Below are 20,127 nucleotides of genomic sequence, written 5' to 3'. Positions count from 1 at the left end.
GGGAGGAACATGTGATCCAATGCAGCTGAAAATCGTAGAATTTCCCGATCCTGTTTTGAGACGGGCGACTCGGCCCGTGACTGTTTTCGACGAGGCGCTGAAGACTTTTGTGGACGAGATGACGATCGTCATGAAAGACGACGACGGCGTCGGTATCGCCGCGCCGCAGGTCGGCGTGTCCAAGAAGGTGGCCGTGGTCTGCTTTGAGGGCGAACGCTACGTGCTGGTCAACCCCGTCATTGTGGAAGCGACGGGAACGCAGCGAGGCGAAGAGGGCTGCCTGAGCTTCCCCGGCATTTTCGGCGAGGTCGAGCGCGCCGAGCGTGTCGTGGTGGAGTGTCAGGACGAAACGGGCGCCAAGCGCCGGCACGAGGCGGAAGGTTTTGTCGCCCGCGCGTTCCAGCACGAGATCGAACATCTGGAAGGCAAGCTGCTGATCGATCATTTCTCGCCGATGAAGCGGGAACTGATCCGCAAGCGGCTGATGAAGAGGAAATGACGGCGAAGATCTGGTTTTTCGGGACGGGGGGCTTTGCGGCCCGCTGCCTGGAGGAAATTGCCTCGAAGCTCCGGCCGCAGCTCGTCGTGACCGCGCCGCCGAGCGTTGCCGGCCGCGGGTTGAAGACGCGAAGCATGCCTGTGGAGGAATCGGCGCTGAAGCTTGAACTGCCGCTTCGCCATGCGGCCGCGGTGAATCGCGACGAAGAGCTGATCCGGCTTTACGAAAGCGAGAAACCGGCGCTGATCCTGGTGATTGATTTTGGCCAGAAGATCGGCGAGCCGTGGCTGAGCGGGCCGCGTTGCGGCTGCATCAACATCCATCCTTCGCTGTTGCCGCGCTATCGCGGCGCGGCCCCCGTACAGCGGGCGCTGATGAACGGCGAGACGGAGGCGGGCGTGTCGCTGTTCCGGCTGGTGGAGAAGATGGACGCCGGTCCGGTGTGGCTGCAGGGACGCTGCGCGGTCGATCCCGAGGAGAACGCCGGCGGGTTGCTGGAACGCATGGCTGTCGCGGGGGCCCGCCTCTTTACGGAGAACGTCGCCTCGCTGCTGGACGGAACGGCCGCGCTGACGCCCCAGGACGAGGCGCTGGCGACGGTCGCCGCCAAGATCGGCAAGAGCGAAGCACGGCTCGATCTCGCGCTCGGCGCGCGAAAACTCCATGACTTGGTACGGGGCCTGTGCCCGGTGCCGGGCGCGTACGTGACGTTCCGCGGCAGGCGCGTGAAGATTCTCGAGACCCGCGTGGCGCGCCGTTCCGATGCCGAATCGGGAGAACTTTTCGCCGAAGACGGCCGGCTGTTTCTGGGCACGCCGCAGGGCGCCCTGGAACTGCTGACGGTCCAGCCGGAAGGGAAAAAGCCGATGGCGGCGGGCGACTGGGGCAAGGGGCTGCGCCTCGAAAAAGGCGAGACGCTCGACGCCTGACCGATCAGCGTGACTTTTTGACGGGAGGTCGTTCTATGGAACGCTGTCTTTCTTCCAAACGTCTTTACGAGGGCAAGATCCTCAACCTGCGCGTCGATCAGGTGGAAGTGTCGCGAAACGGCTGCCGCGCCACGCGCGAAGTGATCGAGCACCGCAGCGACGTGGCCGTCCTGGCGCGCGACGGCGAAGGGTGCTTTCTGCTCGTGCGCCAGTTCCGCTATCCCTTGAACGCGGAGATCATCGAAATCCCGGCCGGGGTGATGGAGCGTGGCGAAGAGCCGTTGCAGTCGGCGCAGCGGGAGCTGCGCGAGGAGACCGGCTACCGGGCCGCCAAATGGACGCCGATGCCGGCGATTTACTCGTCGCCGGGCTTTTCCGACGAAAAGCTGTTCGTCTTTCTGGCCGAGGAACTTGCCTGGGATCCTCTCCGTCCGGACGACGACGAGGACATTGCGCTGCTGCGCTTCGACGACGGGCAGGCCCGGGCGCTGCTCGACTCGACCGAGCCGCAGGACGCGAAAACGCTGATGGCGCTGGCGTGGTACTTCGCGCGAGCCAAGTAATTTTTCACAAAACATGATATGATAAAGACCGGCTCACGGGCCGGTCTTTATTTTTTGCATGGAGGCGAACGAGTATGCCCGCATCCTTCGAAACGTCGCGCGCCGCTTTTGAGGATTACATCCTGCTGGAGCGCGGGCACAGCAAAAATACGGCGGAGACGTATCGCCGCGGCCTGGAGCTCTGGCGCGGCTATTGCGAAGCGGCGGGACTGGACCCGCTCGACGTCGCTCAGGAAGCGCTTTCCACGTTTATTCACGCGCTGAAGGGCCAGGGGCGCGCCGGCTCGTCGATCCAGCTGATCGTGGCCGGCCTGAGGAGCTGGGTGAAGTTCCGCGTCCTCAACGGCGATCTGCCGATGAACACGTGGATCCCGGTGCTTCCCGCGAAAGCCAAGAAGCTCCCCAAGATCCTCACCGAGGGGGAGATCCAGCGCATCCTCAACGCCTGTGACGGACCCGGTTATTACGACTGCCGCGACCGCACGGCGCTGGAAACGTTGGCCAACTGCGGCGTCCGCGCCAGCGAACTGTGCGGGCTGAAAGTCGGCTCGCTGAATCTCGACGACAAGAATCTGATCGTCTTCGGCAAGGGGAGCAAAGAGCGGCAGATCCCCTTTGCCGAAGACCTGAAAAGGCAGTTTCAGATCTATCTGCAAAAGCGGCTGGAGTTCCTCGACGGCGACGAGACGGAGAAAATGCTGTTCCTCTCTTCGCGCCGGGAGCCTCTGAGCCGGGTCGACCTGTGGCGGATCGTGCAGAAGCGCGGCAAAATGGCCTCCGTGCCGGAAGAGCGGCTTTTTCCCCACGTGCTGCGGCATTCCATCGCCACGCATCTGCTGCGCCGCGGCATGGACCTGCGCACGTTGCAGGAGTTCTTGGGACACAGCTCCATCGCCACGACGGAGAAATATCTGCATTTCGATCTCGAACTGCGCGACGTGTACGACCGTGCCCATCCCCGGGCCTGACGGACGCCGGGCGCAAGAAAGGAAGAATCCCTATGGACATGAAAGAATACGCCCGTCAGGTGACGGAAGCGCTTGAAGCGATCGAAGCGAGAGTGAGCGGCGTGCCCCGGGCGGCGCTGATCCTCGGCTCCGGGCTGGGCATGCTGGCCGAAGCCGTGGAAGATCCCGTCGTCATTCCCTACGCGGAAATCCCGCACTGGAAGACCTCGACCGCGCCGGGGCACGCCGGGCGCCTCGTGTGCGGAACGCTGTCGGGCGTGCCGGTGGTGGTCATGCAGGGACGCCTGCACTGCTACGAAGGCTACACGCCGCAGGAGACGACCTTCCCGATCCGCGTCTTCGGCCAGTGGGGCGTCAAAACGCTGCTCGTGACCAACGCTTCCGGCGGCATCAATTACGAGTACGCCAACGGCGACGTCGCCCTGATCACCGACCATATCAACCTGACCGGCATGAATCCGCTGAGGGGCGCCAACAATCCCGAGTGGGGCGCGCGTTTCCCCGACATGAGCGAGCCGTACAGCCGCCGCCTCGTCGCCTTGCTGGAAGAATCCGCCCAATCGCTGGGACTGCTGACGCGCCGCGGCGTCTACATCGGCCTGGCCGGCCCCTCGTACGAGACGCCGGCCGAGATCCGCATGGCCCGCGCCATGGGCGCCGATCTCGTCGGCATGTCAACCGTGCATGAAGTGATCGTCGCCAACCACATGGGCATGGAAGTCTGCGGCGTCTCCTGCGTCGCCAACCTGGCGGCGGGCATGCGCCCCGTCAAGCTGTCGGAAGAAGAGGTGCTCTCCGAGATGGGACGCGCCGCCGCGCGCATTTCGGCGCTTGTGGGCAAATTCCTTGAGCTGCTGGGCAGGGCGGATTAAGCCGAAAGGGAAAAATGGGATTCCTGTTTAAAATCGTTCAGCGCCTCATCGTGCCGCTGCTCTTTCTGGCTTTGATGCGCTCTTTTTTCGCCGACCTGTTCCGCCGCATGGGAAATAGAGGCGGTCCGCGGCGCGACTGGCAGAGCGGCGGGGAAAACGGGCGCGGCTTTGCGGACCCCGCCGCGCCGGGCGGCGCGCCGCGTTCGCCCTACGAAATTTTCGGCCTGCCGCGCAGCGCCGGCGACGACGAGATCCGGGCGCGCTATCGGGAACTCATCTCCAAATACCATCCCGACAAGTTCGCCGGCCTGAACGATCCCGAGTTCACGCGCCTGGCGGCGAAGAAATTCGAACAGATCCAGGGCGCCTACGAGGAACTGAAACGCCAGCGCGGCATGTAAGGCGTCGATCCATTTGAAATCCGCCGCGCAAAAGCGCCCGGAGTGCTGTAAAAAAGCGGCTTGCCTAAAGGGAGAGAATAGAGTAAAATACTCCACGTTGCGGAGGCGGATGCAGTCCGGTGGCTGCCCCGGGCCTCAAACCCGCGTGAGGGGCGATTCTGATCGTCCTTGGTGTGTTCGATTCGCACACGCCTCCGCCATAACTAGAAAATCAAGGAATTAAAATGAATCGCGAAGCCTGTAAAATGCGGGCTTCGCGATTTTTTTGTTGTATAGGGTAAAAGCTAAATACATGTATAGTTTACACATTAATTGTACCTAGAATTGTACCTGTTATAAAAGTTATGATATAAAAACGCCCCAAAGCCGCAACCTTTTGCGCTGGAAGGTGTTGCTCTGAAAAGTGTGCCTAGAATTGTACCTGTTTTATCATTTTCGTAATAATTGGTTCGTGTTGAAAGTTGTTAAATATTGGGCGGCAATGGATTGAAATTGTTTGCACATGAAAGGGGGCTTCATCATGGCGTTGAACATAACGGCAATCGAGCGGTCGACAGGGAAAGACGCGCCGTATCTGCTGAACGACGGCGGCGGATTGTACTTGAAAGTATGTCCAAATGGGCGCAAAGTCTGGCTTTACCGCTACCGGGACGAAGGCGAAAGAGAACGCAAAGTCACGTTAGGCGAGTATCCGGCCCTGGACATGGCGGCAGCTCGCGAACGAAAAGAAGCGACGCGGGCCCGTATCCTACGCGGCGAAGCGCCGCAGGATACTGCGTTGCTGACCTTTGAGCAAGTGGCGCGGCGCTGGTACGAAAAGCAGAAAAAACGGGGACTTGCTCCTCGTTACCTTGAAACGATTCGCCAACGTCTGGAATGCTATCTCATTCCGCCCCTTGGGGCGCGCCCGCTGGAACAAATCCAGCGCGCCGAACTGGTGGCCGTCGTCGAAGGCGTAGCCAAACGCGGCATTGTCGAATCGTCTCACCGCGTCGGCGTTATCCTGTCGCAAATCTACCAGTACGCCGAAGACGCGGGCATCCTTCCCGGCGGCGGCGCGCTGGCGGCCGCGTCCCTGTCGCGGGTATTGCCGAAGACGAAGACGGAACATTTCGCGACCGTCTCCAAGCCCGAAGACGTGCGTCAGGTGATGGAGTGCATCCGGGATTACCGCGGCTTCGCCGTGTCGCGGTGCCTTGAATTTATCGCCCTGACCTTCGTCCGTTCCGGCGAAGCGAGGCGGGCGCGGTGGCGGGAAATCGACCTCGAAGCGCGCCTCTGGACAATCCCGGCCGAGCACATGAAGCGCCGTATCGCCCACAAAGTGCCGTTATCCCGTCAGGCTCTGGCTCTGCTGGAAGAGATGAAGCCCCTGAGCTGTTCCGGCCCTGAATCGCTGATATTCGTCAGCGGCCTCACCGGCCGGTCGTCGTCCAGCGGGATACTCACCGACATGTCATTGCTGCGCCCGTTTCGGGAAGCGTTGAAACGGAATCCGGAACGGGCCGCGGCGGGCTTGAAGCCGTTCCCGAAGATGACCGTTCACGGCCTGCGTTCGATGGCGTCAACGATACTGAACGAAGAGCGCCAAGGCGGCGAGCTGATAGAAATTCAGCTTTCCCACTTGGACGCCGACCGAATCCGGCTGATATACAACAACTCCGAACTGCTGGACGACCGCCGCGCCCTCATGCAGTTTTGGGCGGACTGGCTTGACAATTGCACGAGGAACGCGCCGGAGAGTTCCGCGCCGAAAAGCGCCGAACGGGTAATTGACTTTGCCGACGTGCTGAGAAACAGGCCTCTGACTGCGACGAAATGACTTTGTAAAAATTGTACCCAGAATTGTACCCAGCGCGAGCCGCCGAAAAAAATTGTACCCAGTGCGGCCTGTTTCAGCATGGAAATAAACGAATAAGGGGGTGTTTACTGAACACACCCCTTTTTCATCATCGTCGAGATAACGAACTGAATCTTGCTATAGAGAGCGTTCAAAGACTCATGATAACTTTTAAGCATTGACAAGTGATAACTTAAAAGTATAATGTGATGTGGAGACCAAGGGGGCTTTTACGTTGGAGCGCGTTTATAAATATGCTGTGCATTTCTACCGCGACCGAAAGGGGCGCGAGCCTATCCCCGAAATCCTGCGGGAGCTGAAAGGGAAATCGGACAAAGCCAGCCGCATCAGGCTTCATAAAGTCATCGACTTCATGAAAATTCTGGCGGAATACGGCACGCGCGCCGGGGAACCCTATATCAAGCATCTTGACGGGCCGATTTGGGAACTGCGCCCCCTGCGCGACCGAATTCTTTTTGCCGCGTGGGTTGACGGCGGTTTTGTGCTGCTTCATGCTTTCGTGAAGAAGACTCAGAAGACGCCGCGCCGTGAAATCGAGCAGGCTAAAAGGGAACTGGCGGACTTCGTCGAAAGGAGCGTTCACCATGAACAGGAATAGCGCTGTGGGCATGAGCCTTGAAGAACTGGAACGGGAACTGCTGACGCCGGAAGAGATTGCCGAAAGCAACGTCCGCGTGGCCATTATCGGCGAACTCATCAAGGCCCGTCAGGCGCGCGGCCTCACGCAAAGAAAGCTTGAAGAGTTGTCCGGCGTGAAGCAGCCCGTCATTGCCAGAATGGAAAAAGGCACGACCAATCCCCAGCTGGACACGGTGATAAAACTGCTGGCCCCCTTGGGGAAGACCTTGGCCGTCGTAGACCTGAAATGAACCGAACGAAAAGCGCGCCGCCCCGACGTCGGAAGACCGGGACGGCGCGCTTTTCGTTCGGCGGCCCCGCGGCATTCCGCGCCGGAAGCGCAGGCGTGCCCAGCAGCTTTTTCCCGTTCGGGGGCGGTGGTTGAAATAAAATCGTAAAAAATTCGCGTCAGGATGACATTCAACGCCCAAGCGATACTCGGGTGCCAAAAAACAAAGTTTAGGGGTACAGTGCGCGCCGTATATGGCAAATCGGCGATTTTGTGCGCCATGCTGAGAGTATGATTTTGTCGTCCGCCAGTTCTCATACTGTCTCAGAAAAACCCTTTTTTCCTGACACTTTCACAGAAAAACCCTTTTTATCTGACAAAAAACCCTGTGCCATTTACAGTCTAAGTAGAATATATAGAACTATATTCTCAGAAGGGGAAATGAGGATTAAGGGCAAAAACAAACGGTTTGATTTTCGAGCGTCAAATCAGCTTTGAACGTCGGGGAAAAATTCTGCTTTCGCGTCGGCGTTTTTTTCGGCGGTCGCTTTCGTGAAAAATCGCTTGCTTTGTTTTTCGTGGAAGGATATACTAAGTTTATACTCTGGAAAGGGGCGATGTCCAATGCCTGTGACCATCAGCCGGTGGGGAAACAGCCGCGGCGTCAGGATTCCCAAAACTGTTCTTGAACGCCTGAACTGGACGGACAGCGAGCTTGTCGAAATCACGGCCGAAAACGACAGCATCGTAATCCGCCGCGCCCGGCCGCGGCAGACCATTGCCGATTTGTTCGCCGGTTACGGCGGCGCGTACCGCTGCGAGGCCGTGGATTGGGGAAAGCCCGAAGGAAAAGAAGCATGGTAAGGCAAGGCGACATCGTTCTTGTCAACTTCACGCCGCAGTCGGGGCACGAACAGGCGGGCAAACGTCCGGCCGTGGTGGTCAGCAACGACGTGTTCAACGAGAAAACATCAATGACGATTGTCTGTCCCGTGACCAACGCCGACAACAAATTCCCGCTGCACGTGCCGCTCGACGGGCGGACGCGCACGACGGGCGTTATCCTCTGCGAGCATGTGAAAGCCCTCGACATCGAGGCGTGGGGGTATAAAGTCGTCGAGCGCGCGCTGTCCGACATTCTGGCGCGGGTCGTGCAGCTTGTCGGCATGGAAATTGAAATACTGTAAGCGCCGCGCGCATGTTCACGGCGTCGGAGCCGAAAGAAACGGGGCGGGGATATGGAACTGTTGGGCCTTCTGCTTTTGCTTTTCATTGAAATTGGGTGGCGGCTTGAAGTCCTGACATGGATAGCCGCCCTGCTGTTCGTGATTTATATGGCGTGGAAGTACGATCAACGCATTTGCGTGCACGACAAAGCGCCTGAGAGTTGGAATTCTCCAGCTTTCAGGCGCTTTGTCTATTCTTTGGGGGCGTCGGAAACGCTCCCGGGCTCATCGGCCCGCGCACAGCTTCTGCAGATATCTTCGCAGCGTCGAAACTTCCGGCCGGTCGGCGTTTTTCTTCAGGCAGATAAAATCCAGCGACGCGGTCGTCGACGGCGACAGAGGCACGGCCGCCACGCCGAAATAGCTGGCGAACGACTTGGGCCCGATGATCACGCCCTTGCCGCTTCTCAGCAGGTCCATGTTCGTCTTCATGCTGTCGGAGCGGTAGAGGCGGTTGAGCGCGAAGCCGTGCTCCTTGCACAGATAGCGCAGCGTGCGATCTTCCATCGTGTTTTCCAGGCTGGTGATGATGGCGTACCCCTGCAGTTCGGAAAAGCGGAATTCGTTTTTGTGCGCGCGAGGATCGTTTCGGGGGAGCAAAATGCACTGCGGCTCCTCGATCAGCGTCCAGCTCGCGAACTGCTCCGCGCCGTCGAGCAGCGACGGTGGCGGCAAACGGTCGAGCGCCAGGTCGAGGGCTCCCTCGCGCAGAGCGCTCAAAAAATCGTGTCCTGCTTCGGTGACGAACGATACTTCGATCTCGGGATGGCTGTCGAGAAACGCGACGATCTTTCTGAACAGTCGGTTGGAATACACGCGCGCCCCAAGGCCGATGCGCAGGACGCGCGCGCCCGCCGCCCCGCTGATGCGCGACTTGAAGTCCGCCCACGCGGCGGCGAGCGGCCGGGCCGCCTCGCAGAAGGCGCGGCCGCACTCCGTCAGCGTTACGCCGTGCGTGGTGCGCTCAAACAGCCTGTAGCCCAGCTCCGATTCCAGCGCCTTGATCTGAAGCGACAGCGCCGGCTGTGACATGAACAGTGCCCGCGACGCCGCCGAGAAGTTCAAGTGCTGCTCCATCGTCAGCGCGTACAGGACCTGCGTGATCGTCACCGCGATCCCCCCCTTTTATGCTGCGGTTATTTATTTCCCTTATAACGCCATTATAGAAAAGTATTTCCATATTTTCAAGTTTTTTTATAAAATACAAATAGAGTCGGAAATAATATATTCGCAAAAACAAAACGGGGGGATTCAAGTGACAAAACAGCTGATGTCGGGCAACGAGGCCGTCGCGCGCGGGGCATGGGAGGCCGGCGTGGCGTTCGCTTCGGCGTATCCGGGCACTCCGAGCACGGAGATCCTGGAGAACGTGGGAACGTACAAGGAGATCGTCGCGGAGTGGGCGCCCAACGAAAAAGTGGCCATGGAAGCGGCCATCGGCGCGTCGATGGGAGGCGTGCGCTCGATGGCGGCGATGAAGCACGTGGGACTGAACGTGGCCGCCGACCCGATCTTCACGTTCGCCTACATGGGCGTCTCGGGCGGCATGGTCTTCGTCACCGCCGACGATCCGGGCATGCACAGTTCGCAGAACGAGCAGGACAACCGCAACTACGCGCCGTTCATCAAGATCCCCATGCTGGAGCCGTCCGACTCGCAGGAGGCCAAGGACATGTTCCGCGACGCCTTCGACCTGAGCGAGCGGTTCGACACGCCGGTGATGTTCCGCATGACCACGCGCGTGTGCCACTCAAAATCGTTGGTCGAGCCGGGGGAACGGCATCCCTTCGCCGCCATCCCATATGTCAAGAACCGCGCCAAGTTCGACGACGTGCCGGCCGCGGCCAAGCGCAACCGTCTGAAGATGCCCGAGCGCGACCGCAGGCTGCTGGAGCTGTCCAACGACTGCGAGTACAACCGCGCCGAGTACAGCGGCAGCGGGAAAGTCGGCATCGTCACCAGCGGCGTCTCGTATCAGTACGCCAAAGAGGTGTTCGGCGACTCCGTGTCGTATCTCAAGCTGGGACTCACCAACCCGCTGCCCATCGACCTGATCCGCGAGTTTCGCGCCCGCGTCGAGACGATGTACGTGATCGAGGAGCTCGACCCGTACATGGAAAACCAGATCAAGGCGGCCGGTATCGACTGCATCGGCAAGGACAAGATCCCCGCCATCGACGAACTGAACCCCAACATTATCCGCAAGGCGCTGCTTGGCGAAGAAGCGCGCGGCGTACAGGGCGATCCCAAGCTCGTCGTTCCCCGTCCGCCCGCACTCTGCGCCGGCTGTCCGCACCGCGGCTTTTTTTACGAGGCGGCCAAGCGCAAGGACACCGTCATCGTCGGCGACATCGGCTGTTACGCCCTCAGCGGCAACGAGCCGCTCAACGCCAAAGATCTGGCCAACTGCATGGGCTCCGCGTTCTCCGTCGGCCACGGACTCAGCAAGGCGTTCGCCCTCAGCGGCCAGGACAAGATCGTCGTCGCCTGCATGGGCGATTCCACGTTCTTCCACACCGGCATCAACGCGCTGGAAGAAGTCATCTACAACGACTCGCACCTGATCTGCTGCGTCCTCGACAACCGCATCACCGGCATGACCGGGCATCAGGAGAATCCAGGCACCGGCTACACGCTCAAGGGCGAGCCGGCCACCATCATGGACATCGGGACGATCGTCCGCGCCCTCGGACTCGAGCGCGTGCGCACCGTCAACCCGCTCCGTCTCGACGAGATGAAGAAGGCCCTCGACTGGGCCTATACGGAAGTGCGCGAAGGCCCCGTCGTGCTCATCACGCGCTGGCCGTGCGTGCTCAAGCGCCTGTCCGCCGAGGATCGTCGCGAGTTCCGCATGACGCCGGCTCAGTGCACGATCGACCGAAAAAAGTGCATCGGCTGCAAGAAATGCCTGTCCACCGGCTGCCCCGCGCTCTCGTTCGACACGCGCGAGAGAAAGGCCGTCATCGACCCCATGCAGTGCGTCGGCTGCACCGTCTGCGCGCAGGTCTGCCCCCGGCAGGCCATCGTGAAAGGAGCGAAAAAGGCATGAAAAGGCTCGACACTCAAAGCGTCCTCCTCGTCGGCGTCGGCGGACAGGGGACCATCCTCGCCAGCAAAGTGCTCACCACCGGCCTCATCGACGCCGGCTACGACGTGAAGATGAGCGAAGTTCACGGCATGAGCCAGCGCGGCGGTTCCGTCACCACGCAGGTGCGCTACGGTCAAAAGGTTTGGTCGCCCCTCATCGGCCAGGGCGAAGCCGACGTGCTCGTTTCCTTCGAGACGATGGAGGCGATGCGCTGCCTGTCGTTCCTCAAGCCCAGCGGCAAAGTCATCGTCAACACGTATCGGATGCCCCCGTTGCCCGTCCTCAGCGGAGAGCGCGAGTATCCCGACGGCATCGTCGACGAGCTGAAAAAGCGTGCCGACACCCTCGCCATCGATGCCGTGAAGATCGCCTCCGACCTCGGCATGCCCCGCGGCATGAACGTCGTGCTGCTGGGCGCGCTGATCTCCGCCATCGGCGTGGACGGAGCCGACTGGACGCGGGCGCTTCGAGGCTGCGTCAAACCGGAATTCTTCGAGGATAACCTGCGTTGTCTCGAAGCCGGACTGGACCTCGCCGCCGCGAAAGCATGATGAACGTTTTCGACGAGTACCGGGCAAAACTGCGTACGCCGCAGCAGGCCGTGTCGATCGTCAAAAGCGGCGACTGGGTGGACTACACGACCAACGTCGGCTTCCCCGCGCTGTGCGACGCCGCCCTTGCCGACCGTCGCGAGGAACTGACGGATGTGAAGATCCGCGGCAACCTCATCTTCGGGCCGCTGCGAACCGTCGAGAGCGACCCTGCGCGCGAGCACTTCACCTACAACAGCTGGCACTGCTCCGGTTACGAGCGCAGGCTGTGCGACCGCGGACTGTGCAGCTACATCCCCATGGTCTTCCGCAACCTCGCCTGGTACTACCGTGAGTTTTTGACCGTCAACGTCGCCATGATGAGTGTTGCGCCGATGGACAAGCACGGATATTTCAACCTTTCGTGCGCCGCCGGCGTGGGACGCGCCATCCTTGAAAAGGCCGACGTCGTCATCCTTGAAGTGAACGAGTCGTTGCCCGTCGTCTATGGCGGCTTTGGTGAGAGCGTCCACATCAGCGAGGCCGACTTCGTTGTCGAAGGGGCGCACGGTGCCCTGCCCCAGCTCCCTGTCCCTGCGCCGACGCCCGAGGACGAGGCCATCGCCGCCCACATCGTCAAACACATCGGCGACGGCGCCACGCTCCAGCTTGGCATCGGCGGCATGCCGAACGCCGTCGGCTCGCTCATCGCAAAGTCCGATCTGAAAGACCTTGGCATGCACACCGAACTGTGCGGCGACGCCTACCTCGACCTGTACGAAGCCGGCAAGCTGACCAATCGCCGCAAAAGTTTTCAGCGCGGTAAAGGCGTGGCTGGCATCATCCTCGGCACGCAGAGGCTGTATGACTGGGTCGACCGCAATCCCGGCGTCGTCGTCGAGCCGCTTGAGTTCATCAACGATCCTGCCGTGATCGCCCGCAACGACCGGATGATCTCCATCAACAGCTGCGTTTCAGCCGACCTCTACGGCCAGGTGGGCGCCGAGTCCGCCGGCCTGCGCCACATCAGCGGCACCGGAGGACAGCTCGACTACCTCACGGGAGCCGCAATGTCGCGCGGGGGAGCGGCCTTCATCTGCATGACCTCGTCGTTCGTGACCCAAACCGGCGAGCGCAGATCGCGTATCGTGCCGCACTTCTGCGGCGACATCGTCACCGACCCCAGAAGCCAGGCTTACTTCATCGTCACCGAATACGGCGCCGTCAACCTGGCCGGAGCTTCCGCGTGGGAACGGGCCGAGCGTCTGATCTCGATCGCCCATCCCGACTTCCGCGACGAACTCGTCGCCGCCGCGCGGAAGCAAAACATCTGGCGAGCGAGCGCGAAACGATAGAAATTTTTTCAAAAAAGCAGAACAGCGTCTGCCGTGCTTGTCTTAATCGCACAGCAGACGCTGTTTTACTTTAGCCGCAGAATAAACGCTGGAGTATACATCAAAGTTCTTCCTTGCTCTATGACTTCTGCGCACTTTTCCTGATCTGGATTTTGTTTTTCATTCCTCAGCAGTACGTTTCTGACGACAGGGAAAGGGCGCTTCATCTTCCTTTCGTCAGTACAGCAAATACAAAACCGCCATTTGATCATCCTCGGTCATTTCCCTTTTAACAAGGTCCGGTATAAGATCGTTCTGAAGTTGGCTGCAATCTCGCATTCAACGGTTCACAGAACGGCGTTTCAGTTATAGAATAATAAATTGTGAGCGGGGAGGGGGAGCGAAAATGAACAGAGAAGCGGATATTTTTCTTCCGGCGGAGAAAGGTTACGTGGTGCTCGACGTCGAATCCCAGGGCTACGCCCGTTTTTGTCCGATCGAAATTTCCGCGGTCCGCTTCGCTCCTGACGGACAGTGCCTTGACGCGTACAGCTCTCTTGTGCGCCCGCGGGTGGCGAGGGTGTCTCGTTACGTCTCCGATCTGACCGGCATTACCACCGACATGGTGCGCCGTGCGCCGCTTCCCCGTGAAGTGATCGGTTCGCTTCGCGATTTCATCGGCGACAGCGTGATCGTCGGGCATGCGGTGGCGGAAAACGATCTTCCCATTATCGACCACTTTTGTCAGGAGCTTTATCACGCCCGGCTTGAAAACTTGTACGTAGATACTTTCTACTGGGCTCAAGCGCTCTTTCCGGCGCTGGGGACCGGACATTACAATTTGAAGGCGCTGGCGGAGCATTTTGTGATCGACGCGCAGACTTTTCATCGGGCCGAGGCCGACTGCCGCACGACCGCCCGGCTGTACCAGATCCTTCACGACGCGGCGCAGAGATTGCCCGACGCCGAAAGGATACAGGTGCTGCACGATTTCGCCCATAAGAACGATCCCAAGAAGCCGCCCCGGAAGAGCACAAAGGGGACGGCGAAAAAGACGTCCAGTCGCGTTGTCGATTACAACAGCCTTCCGGTTTTCGAGGCGGGCGACGAAAAAGCCGCGATAATCCACCTGTGGCACGCAAGGAAGCAAATCTGCGTCGAAGTGCGTTTCGCAGGCAGCGTTCCCGAGGCGGTCGACAAGTTTATGGACCGCCATCGCGAGTGCCTTTGGCAAGCGTATTTGTCGAATCTGCGCGTCGCCGACAACATTTCGCTGCCTGTGCTGGCGCAGCTGTGGAAGATCCTGCGCGCGCAGGGGTGCCGCCTGTACCGGAGGGCGGACGTCAGGTTCGAAGGGCTGGAAGGCCGCGAAGCGAAAAAGGAGAGCGCCGCCAAAAGTCGCTCCTGCCGCAGAAAACGGAAAACGGAGCCATCCGCGGCGGCTTGCGCCGGGTCGGATTGAGCCGTGGAAAAAAGGAGTTTCTTCAGTTTGCATTTTCCGGCACGAGGGCGATTTCCCGCTTGACAGGAGTGAGCCGCCGCGTTAGAATGTGACCTGTTCGATTGAGGACGGAGAGATGGCCGAGTGGCCGAAGGCGCACGCCTGCTAAGTGTGTAACCCGGTTTCGGGTTCGAGGGTTCAAATCCCTCTCTCTCCGCCATCTTAAAAATAACGATGCGCGCCATTAGCCCAGCTGGATAGAGCGTCTGGCTACGGACCAGAAGGTCGTGGGTTCGAATCCTGCATGGCGCGCCAGTTTTTCGTTTGGCTCCTCAGTCGTGCGGTGTTTTTTTGCGCGCCATTAGCTCAGCTGGATAGAGCGTCTGGCTACGGACCAGGAGGTCGTGGGTTCGAATCCTGCATGGCGCGCCATTTTGGAGAAGAGCCAGGGGAGCTTCGTGAGAAGCTCCCCTGTTTTGTATTTTGCGAACGGAGGCTTTTCATGCTCACAAGCGATCAAGAGTACATGAACCTTGCCCTCGAACTGGGGCTCCAGGCGGCGCGCGAAGGCGACATCCCCGTGGGCGCGCTCGTGGTCGATCCTTGCGGAGAGATCATCGGCAGGGGACGCAATCGGCGCCGGATTGAACATGACCCCACCGCGCACGCCGAAGTGGTCGCCTTGCGTGAGGCCGCCCGAAATCTGGGCGTTTGGAACCTGAACGGCTGTTCCCTCTACGTGACGCTTGAACCCTGCCCCATGTGCGCCGGGGCGCTCGTTCAAGCGCGCGTTTCGCGCCTCGTCTATGGCTGTACCGATCCGAAAGCCGGCGCCTGCGGCACCCTCTACGATTTAACGCGCGACACGCGTCTTTTTCATCGTCTGCAGGTCGTCCCCGGCGTAATGGAACAGGAATGCCGCGCGCTCCTTCAGGATTTTTTTCGGGAATGCCGGGAGAAAAATCGCTCGTTCGGTCGGCTCCTCGACGGCAGAAACAACTAGGCAAGCTCTTCGGGTTGTGCTATAATACCCTTCGTCTGCGGAGGGATGGCCGAGTGGTCGAAGGCAGCTGACTCGAAATCAGCCAGGGGTTCACGCCCCTCGGGGGTTCAAATCCTCTTCCCTCCGCCATGCAGTGATTTCAAAGCGTCGGAACGTTTCCATGTATGTTGTTCATGGACTGCGTTCCGGCGCTTTTTTGTATGAATCAGTTGCTGCTGGGAAGCCGAACGTGTATTTCAAGTTGTAAACATTCCTGTGTTGCGCCTTGAGTCTCTACATTTAATAAAAATTATATTTTTCTGACTATCCATTACTCACCTCCTTGATCCGTATGATTACTCATGTTACCACAAAAAGGAAGGTTTATGGAGTGCCTTATTTAGTGGAAAACTCTTGCGCAATTGCTCTATATATGGTATAAAAGTACGAAAGAGAGGTGAGTGAAAAATGTTGACAGTGGCAAAGTTCGAACGTATGCGGCGTGATATTTCGGTGAAGGCGGTCTCGGAGCAGACGGGCATTGACGCGGCACGGTACAGGAATTTTGAGAGGGGGGATAGGAGTCGCTACTTGACCAATGACGAATTGGTGGGCGTATCTGCGTGCATCGGTGTACCGCGTGCTATGATCGCCGACGACCGGGGCGCGCCGTTGATGATGGCGTGAGGACAAAAAAAAGACCGCTCAGGCACGGGCCTGATGGCGGTCAATTAGAAGGAAGGTTGTTTTTTATATGAATAATTATAGCGTAAAAAGGTTGAAAATGCAACTCCAAAATAACGTTGAGTTCAGGAGGGCTGTAAGCGCTCGCGTGAGCCGCGTCTTAGTCCTTCCCTCGCGGAGCGCCCCCGTGTTCAAAGACGTGGCGGGCCTTGACGCCGCGGCCGATCCGATGCCGTTCCTGCGGTCTGCTGTGAAGGCTGCGCGCGCACAGCTGCGGCGCTTTACGCCGGTTCGCGTGCGTGTGCGCAGAGAGGCTGTGCGTGCCCATGTCGAGCAGGGTGCAGACTCCGGCGACGACGGCGGCGGTTCAGACGATGGGGATGGAGGACAAGGGGAAGGAGACTGTCACAGACATAGCTTTAGGCGTCCAGCGCTTGCCAACTTTGGTCGGGGCTGTGCCGCCGTAGAGTTTGAGCAGGGAAAATCTATAGTATCACCTACAGTGCGAGCACAACTCCAGCTGCATAGCGGCGCGGGGTCTTGTGGTCGTTTTTTTGTACCCTTTTCCCGGCAGGAGGTGGCGGCATGAGCGCGCAGGGCATTGACTACGCGGCGGCTACCGACCAGCGCGGCCTCGTGCTGGCGATCCTCCAGAGCGGCAGAAGTCTGACGCGGGAAGAGGCGCTTCAAAACTTCCACATTTGGAACCTTCCCACTCGTGTTTGCGAGCTGCGGAAAGCAGGCTATAACATCCAAAGCGAAAGCATTGACTGCGGCGGCGTGCGCCCTGTGGCACGTTACTACCTGGGCGACCCCGTACCCTTCCTGCGGCCAAAGCTCGACGGTATTCCCGAAGAGCTGAAGGCCTTGCCGCAGTGGGTAGCGTGGAGCTGGGACATGACGAGAAAGAACGCCGAGGGCAAGCCGGGGAAGCGGCTGTTCTGCGTTCACGATCCGGAGCGGCATGCCTCTTCAACGGACGCCAGCACGTGGAGCAGTTTTGAGGCCGCGTGGGCGCTCTACGAGGCAGGGAAGGCGCATGGCGTCGCCTTCTGTATGACAGAGAACGACCCCTATGTGTTCATCGACATGGACGGCTGCTTGAACGACGGCGGGCGGGGCGTCATACCTGAGTGTCGGGCGCTCGTGAACGATACCGTGCGCGAGTTCTGTACCTACACGGAAAGGAGCGTCTCAGGCAAGGGGCTGCACATAGTGTTCAGGGTGGCGGACAAAGCGCCCTTCCTGAAAGGCCAGCGCTGGGGCGGCGTGGAGATGTACGGTTGCCATTTTATGACCGTCACGGGCCGGTCTTTCCGAAAGCCGCGGCCCGTAGCTGAGCGTCAGGGCATGGCCGAGGCCTTCAAGCGCTTCATCTTTGACGAGCTGCGACACGCAGCCGCCATGCCGACCGACGGGCACTGTGCACGCTCCGCCTTTGCTCAGACGCCGCACGACGACGACGAGGTACTGAAAGAGGCGCTGGAGCGCGACGTGGACGGCGGCAAACGCCCTCGTGGAGAGGCGAGGCGGCAGCTGTTCAGCGGCGACTGGCAGAGCGTGTACAGCTCACAGAGCGAGGCAGACTTGGCGCTCTGCGGCGTGCTGGCGTGCTATACCAGCGACGCCGGGCAGGTGGATCGCCTTTTCCGACGCTCAGGGCTGTACCGCGGCAAGTGGGAGCGCGAGGACTACCGGCGGCGCACGCTCCAGCTGGCCATGAGCGGGGAGCAGTCCAATGCCTAGCGCCGGCCCTTTCAGCGCCTACATGGCGCACAGTCGTGACAATACGGCACGGCCTGGAGCGGCATTCCGGGCTGACGCCGCGGCCAGCACGCTGAAGCGTCTTGTAGATGAGGACGGAGCGATCGTGTACCAGGATACCGCATCAGGCTTTGTGATCAGTATCCCTCACAGGGACGGCAATGGGCAGGTCGACCGGACGGAGTCGTGGCCGCTAGCGTCTGAGCATGTCACAGCCTACATGACGCACCTTTTCATGAGCGCTTCTGAGAACACCGAGGGCTACGTGCCCACGCTTACATGCCTCAACGACGCGCGCCGCGCCCTGTGGTCGGAGGCGACGATGACCGGGAGACAGGTCACGACAGCGCTTCGCGTGGCTGAAAGAGACGGCTTCATCTATATCGATATCGGCGACGACACGCGCGACGTGATAGAGATCGGCCCGGGGACGTGGAAGATCGTGCCCGGCGATACGCGGCTTGCCGACAAAGGTATCCTGTTCCGCCGCATCGACGGCCAGCGACCTTATCCGCGGCCCGTCAGGGACGACAAGAAGCCGGACGCCATGTTATTCCGACAGCTCGTTCCAAATGTTTCGGATGACGATTTCAAGCTGCTGTGCGGCTGGATGCTCCAGACGTTTTTGAGCGACCGCTGCGACCGCGTTGGCTTATCCATCACTGGCGGACAGGGCACGGGCAAGACGTTCCTCACGGAGATGCTTCAAGCACTCACCGACCCCGGCGAGCTGACGAGCAAGCCGCCGGAGCGGGAAGCTGACGTCGCCGCTGTGTGCGCTGACCGGCGCGTCTTCGTAGCGGACAACCTCACCAGCATAAAATCAGAACTGTCAGACACGTTTTGCCGTATCGCTACGGGGGCGACGGTGTCCATGCGCAAGCTGTACACGAACGTGGGGACGGTCAGCATCCGACTTCATAGCAGCCTGATCTTCAACGGCATCGCGCTCCAGCTGCGGCGTTCTGACTTAGCAGAGCGAGTTATCCAGATCGAGCTGCGACCGTTCGAGGGCGGCCAGAGACGCACACGCAGCGAGATGCAGGCGGCCTTTGACACACTGGCTCCGGCTCTCATGCGCGTGATATGCGACGCCCTGAGCGCTGTGCTGAGATATAGAGACGAGGTAAGCGGCGTAGATCACCGCATGGGCGACGCGGTAAAGGCCGTAACGGCGGCTGAGCGGGCCGGTGTGTTCCCGTGGGAAGAGGGCACGTTCCAGCGCCTTTTGATCGCTTCGCAGAAAGAGGCGCGGCTGGACGTGACGGCCGACGATCCGGTGATGAAGGCCATTCTGGCTGTTGCCCGTTTTGACGGCGAGGGGACGGCGGAAGACATTTTCAGGAAGATGTTGGAGTTTTCCACACCACAGGAGCAGCGCAGTTTGCCGGATAGTCCGCGCAGTATGGGGATGGCCGTTCAAAGACATGAGCTGGACTTGCTGAGCTATGGCTACAAGCTGGAAAGACGGAAAACGATGACGAAGCGGCTCTATATTTTTGTACCGACGGATGGGGGGATAATGACGAACACAGTCAATGACTGAGTTATGGCGACTATGGCGACCTGAATTTTAGGTTGCCATAGCGTAATGCCTTGCAAACACTGGACTATGGCGACCATGGCGACTATGGCGACCTCTTTACTCTCTCTCTGTACGCGTAGGAAAAAATAAGAATCTTAGAATATGTGTATATATAGAGAGAGAACGGCGGTTTAGGTCGCCATAGTCGCCATAGAATGCCATCAAGCTAGCTATTCCAACGGTTTAGGCTATGGCAACCTGGCCTTTTAGGTCGCCATAAGGTCGCCATGGTCGCCATAGGTCGCCATGGAAAACAAGTTTTGGTTTGATTATTGGCATATGTTCAACATTTGTTCAATGAATGTTCAACTCTGTTCAATTGAACAAAGATTGAATATCAAACGTCATTGCATGTAATGACATTTGATTATCAAGTATTCAGCAGGCCATGTGTGCAAGTGTAAGTGTTACGCGAACGTTACGCACATGTTACGCGAACGTTACGCAACATTTATTTGAATATTTACATACATGGGAGGTGAGACTATGGGAAGCAAGCCGAAGGGCGTTAAACTGGCGCGTCCTAAAGCAGGTATGCCGCAAAAGCTGACGG

At 59.4% G+C, this 20,127-nt stretch carries 19 protein-coding genes and 5 tRNA genes; 23 read left to right on the top strand and 1 reads right to left on the bottom strand.

Features of this window, described 5'->3' with window-relative positions; all coding sequences use genetic code 11:
• Positions 1-19: 19 nt before the first annotated feature.
• The 12 genes from def to HMPREF7215_RS04400 all read left to right on the top strand — a co-directional run bounded on the left by def (position 20) and on the right by HMPREF7215_RS04400 (position 8,127).
• Positions 20-499, top strand: coding sequence for a peptide deformylase (def, locus tag HMPREF7215_RS04450; protein WP_009164470.1), 480 nt, complete (start codon positions 20-22; stop codon positions 497-499).
• On the top strand, positions 496-1,428 hold the full coding sequence (fmt, locus tag HMPREF7215_RS04445; RefSeq protein ID WP_009164469.1) for a methionyl-tRNA formyltransferase: 933 nt from the start codon (positions 496-498) through the stop codon (positions 1,426-1,428). Before def ends, fmt begins: the two co-directional genes overlap by 4 nt.
• Before the next feature lie 35 nt (positions 1,429-1,463).
• Positions 1,464-1,991, top strand: a complete 528-nt coding sequence (locus HMPREF7215_RS04440) for an NUDIX hydrolase (RefSeq protein ID WP_009164468.1) — start codon at positions 1,464-1,466, stop codon at positions 1,989-1,991.
• A gap of 74 nt (positions 1,992-2,065) precedes the next feature.
• A complete protein-coding gene (locus HMPREF7215_RS04435; RefSeq protein WP_009164467.1) occupies positions 2,066-2,959 on the top strand; it encodes a tyrosine-type recombinase/integrase in 894 nt (297 codons plus the stop codon).
• A gap of 32 nt (positions 2,960-2,991) precedes the next feature.
• Complete coding sequence (locus HMPREF7215_RS04430; protein WP_009164466.1) at positions 2,992-3,831, top strand: purine-nucleoside phosphorylase; 840 nt, start codon at positions 2,992-2,994, stop codon at positions 3,829-3,831.
• 14 nt (positions 3,832-3,845) lie between these two features.
• Positions 3,846-4,232, top strand: a complete 387-nt coding sequence (locus tag HMPREF7215_RS04425; protein ID WP_009164465.1) for a J domain-containing protein — start codon at positions 3,846-3,848, stop codon at positions 4,230-4,232.
• Between the two features lie 101 nt (positions 4,233-4,333).
• Positions 4,334-4,432, top strand: a tRNA-Sec gene (locus HMPREF7215_RS13120).
• A 320-nt stretch (positions 4,433-4,752) separates the two neighbouring features.
• Positions 4,753-6,054 (top strand): tyrosine-type recombinase/integrase, encoded by a 1,302-nt coding sequence (locus HMPREF7215_RS12350; RefSeq protein ID WP_009164464.1) that lies wholly within the window; start codon positions 4,753-4,755, stop codon positions 6,052-6,054.
• A 253-nt stretch (positions 6,055-6,307) separates the two neighbouring features.
• Complete coding sequence (locus HMPREF7215_RS04415; RefSeq protein ID WP_040550456.1) at positions 6,308-6,691, top strand: type II toxin-antitoxin system RelE/ParE family toxin; 384 nt, start codon at positions 6,308-6,310, stop codon at positions 6,689-6,691.
• A complete protein-coding gene (locus HMPREF7215_RS04410; RefSeq protein WP_040550454.1) occupies positions 6,678-6,962 on the top strand; it encodes a helix-turn-helix domain-containing protein in 285 nt (94 codons plus the stop codon). The genes HMPREF7215_RS04415 and HMPREF7215_RS04410 overlap by 14 nt, the downstream gene beginning before the upstream one ends.
• Positions 6,963-7,564: 602 nt before the next feature.
• Complete coding sequence (locus HMPREF7215_RS04405) at positions 7,565-7,804, top strand: AbrB/MazE/SpoVT family DNA-binding domain-containing protein (protein ID WP_040550452.1); 240 nt, start codon at positions 7,565-7,567, stop codon at positions 7,802-7,804.
• The gene (locus HMPREF7215_RS04400; protein ID WP_009164459.1) at positions 7,798-8,127 is read left to right on the top strand and encodes a type II toxin-antitoxin system PemK/MazF family toxin; all 330 of its coding nucleotides are present in this window, start codon (positions 7,798-7,800) and stop codon (positions 8,125-8,127) included. Before HMPREF7215_RS04405 ends, HMPREF7215_RS04400 begins: the two co-directional genes overlap by 7 nt.
• 264 nt (positions 8,128-8,391) lie before the next feature.
• Here HMPREF7215_RS04400 and HMPREF7215_RS04395 read toward each other — a convergent pair whose 3' ends face one another.
• Positions 8,392-9,276, bottom strand: coding sequence for a LysR family transcriptional regulator (locus HMPREF7215_RS04395; RefSeq protein ID WP_009164458.1), 885 nt, complete (start codon positions 9,274-9,276; stop codon positions 8,392-8,394).
• Positions 9,277-9,421: 145 nt separating this feature from the next.
• Here HMPREF7215_RS04395 and iorA point away from each other — a divergent pair, with 145 nt between their 5' ends.
• The 11 genes from iorA to HMPREF7215_RS04330 all read left to right on the top strand — a co-directional run bounded on the left by iorA (position 9,422) and on the right by HMPREF7215_RS04330 (position 19,535).
• Positions 9,422-11,215 carry an indolepyruvate ferredoxin oxidoreductase subunit alpha gene (gene iorA, locus HMPREF7215_RS04390; protein ID WP_198004553.1) on the top strand — a complete coding sequence of 598 codons (1,794 nt, stop codon included), beginning with the start codon at positions 9,422-9,424 and terminating at the stop codon, positions 11,213-11,215.
• Positions 11,212-11,805: an indolepyruvate oxidoreductase subunit beta gene (locus HMPREF7215_RS04385; protein ID WP_009164456.1), complete on the top strand. Its 594-nt coding sequence runs from the start codon at positions 11,212-11,214 to the stop codon at positions 11,803-11,805. Before iorA ends, HMPREF7215_RS04385 begins: the two co-directional genes overlap by 4 nt.
• Positions 11,763-13,139, top strand: a complete 1,377-nt coding sequence (locus tag HMPREF7215_RS04380) for an acetyl-CoA hydrolase/transferase family protein (protein ID WP_198004552.1) — start codon at positions 11,763-11,765, stop codon at positions 13,137-13,139. Before HMPREF7215_RS04385 ends, HMPREF7215_RS04380 begins: the two co-directional genes overlap by 43 nt.
• A gap of 385 nt (positions 13,140-13,524) precedes the next feature.
• Positions 13,525-14,580 carry a 3'-5' exonuclease gene (locus tag HMPREF7215_RS04375; protein WP_009164454.1) on the top strand — a complete coding sequence of 352 codons (1,056 nt, stop codon included), beginning with the start codon at positions 13,525-13,527 and terminating at the stop codon, positions 14,578-14,580.
• A gap of 109 nt (positions 14,581-14,689) precedes the next feature.
• A tRNA-Ser gene (locus HMPREF7215_RS04370) sits at positions 14,690-14,779 on the top strand.
• Between the two features lie 18 nt (positions 14,780-14,797).
• A tRNA-Arg gene (locus tag HMPREF7215_RS04365) sits at positions 14,798-14,874 on the top strand.
• Positions 14,875-14,914: 40 nt separating this feature from the next.
• Positions 14,915-14,991, top strand: a tRNA-Arg gene (locus tag HMPREF7215_RS04360).
• Between the two features lie 70 nt (positions 14,992-15,061).
• Positions 15,062-15,562: a tRNA adenosine(34) deaminase TadA gene (tadA, locus tag HMPREF7215_RS04355; RefSeq protein WP_009164453.1), complete on the top strand. Its 501-nt coding sequence runs from the start codon at positions 15,062-15,064 to the stop codon at positions 15,560-15,562.
• A 39-nt stretch (positions 15,563-15,601) separates the two neighbouring features.
• A tRNA-Ser gene (locus HMPREF7215_RS04350) sits at positions 15,602-15,691 on the top strand.
• 1,119 nt (positions 15,692-16,810) lie between these two features.
• Entirely contained in the window at positions 16,811-17,971 is a 1,161-nt protein-coding gene (locus tag HMPREF7215_RS04335) for a phage NrS-1 polymerase family protein (RefSeq protein WP_009164451.1), read from the top strand.
• Positions 17,964-19,535 (top strand): hypothetical protein, encoded by a 1,572-nt coding sequence (locus HMPREF7215_RS04330; protein WP_040550445.1) that lies wholly within the window; start codon positions 17,964-17,966, stop codon positions 19,533-19,535. Before HMPREF7215_RS04335 ends, HMPREF7215_RS04330 begins: the two co-directional genes overlap by 8 nt.
• Positions 19,536-20,127: the final 592 nt, after the last annotated feature.

Origin of the sequence: Pyramidobacter piscolens W5455 (genome assembly GCF_000177335.1) — a bacterium.
Classification (GTDB): domain Bacteria; phylum Synergistota; class Synergistia; order Synergistales; family Dethiosulfovibrionaceae; genus Pyramidobacter; species Pyramidobacter piscolens.
Note: the sequence above shows the minus strand (reverse complement) of the source record. Positions and strands in the feature narration are given on the sequence as shown.

Coding starts and splice junctions, on each gene's coding strand:
- HMPREF7215_RS04335 (WP_009164451.1), top strand. CDS start 16,811: ATGAGCGCGCAGGGCATTGACTACGCGGCGGCTACCGACCAGCGCGGC.
- fmt (WP_009164469.1), top strand. CDS start 496: ATGACGGCGAAGATCTGGTTTTTCGGGACGGGGGGCTTTGCGGCCCGC.
- HMPREF7215_RS04410 (WP_040550454.1), top strand. CDS start 6,678: ATGAACAGGAATAGCGCTGTGGGCATGAGCCTTGAAGAACTGGAACGG.
- HMPREF7215_RS04430 (WP_009164466.1), top strand. CDS start 2,992: ATGGACATGAAAGAATACGCCCGTCAGGTGACGGAAGCGCTTGAAGCG.
- HMPREF7215_RS04435 (WP_009164467.1), top strand. CDS start 2,066: ATGCCCGCATCCTTCGAAACGTCGCGCGCCGCTTTTGAGGATTACATC.
- HMPREF7215_RS04330 (WP_040550445.1), top strand. CDS start 17,964: ATGCCTAGCGCCGGCCCTTTCAGCGCCTACATGGCGCACAGTCGTGAC.
- HMPREF7215_RS04405 (WP_040550452.1), top strand. CDS start 7,565: ATGCCTGTGACCATCAGCCGGTGGGGAAACAGCCGCGGCGTCAGGATT.
- HMPREF7215_RS04425 (WP_009164465.1), top strand. CDS start 3,846: ATGGGATTCCTGTTTAAAATCGTTCAGCGCCTCATCGTGCCGCTGCTC.
- HMPREF7215_RS04440 (WP_009164468.1), top strand. CDS start 1,464: ATGGAACGCTGTCTTTCTTCCAAACGTCTTTACGAGGGCAAGATCCTC.
- def (WP_009164470.1), top strand. CDS start 20: ATGCAGCTGAAAATCGTAGAATTTCCCGATCCTGTTTTGAGACGGGCG.
- HMPREF7215_RS12350 (WP_009164464.1), top strand. CDS start 4,753: ATGGCGTTGAACATAACGGCAATCGAGCGGTCGACAGGGAAAGACGCG.
- tadA (WP_009164453.1), top strand. CDS start 15,062: ATGCTCACAAGCGATCAAGAGTACATGAACCTTGCCCTCGAACTGGGG.
- HMPREF7215_RS04375 (WP_009164454.1), top strand. CDS start 13,525: ATGAACAGAGAAGCGGATATTTTTCTTCCGGCGGAGAAAGGTTACGTG.
- HMPREF7215_RS04400 (WP_009164459.1), top strand. CDS start 7,798: ATGGTAAGGCAAGGCGACATCGTTCTTGTCAACTTCACGCCGCAGTCG.
- HMPREF7215_RS04385 (WP_009164456.1), top strand. CDS start 11,212: ATGAAAAGGCTCGACACTCAAAGCGTCCTCCTCGTCGGCGTCGGCGGA.